General features: G+C 33.6%; 1 pseudogene. It reads left to right on the forward strand.

The features are described from left to right. Window positions 1-375 (forward strand): annotated as a pseudogene (locus tag NHF47_RS17205) (hypothetical protein); the annotation flags it as partial.

Consider the following 375-nt stretch of genomic DNA (forward strand, 5'->3'; position numbering starts at 1 on the left):
TGCCGATCCTCACGCTAGAAAAAGATTGTTTTTAGCAAGTGTGGAAGAAGTGAATCTTCTGGATGCCAATGATACAAATACCTATACTTTTGAGTATGATTTGAGTAGTCCAATGCCTAATAGACATTCCAACTCAAAAGACATTTGGGGGTATTACAATGGATCTAATAACAATCTTTTTATTCTTCCTTTAGAATCAGGTACAGGTGATAGAAGAGTTAACCCTAGTCTTTGCGGAATAGGTTTGTTAAATAAAATTACATATCCTACAGGTGGTTATACTAAATATACTTATGAAGATAACGTAGTAAATAGAACCAATAAAATTGACGAAGTAATTTTAGCTGGAGGTTATCCCAATCCTACAAAAGATAC

Source organism: Flavobacterium sp. NRK F7 (genome assembly GCF_024054195.1).
Classification (GTDB): domain Bacteria; phylum Bacteroidota; class Bacteroidia; order Flavobacteriales; family Flavobacteriaceae; genus Flavobacterium.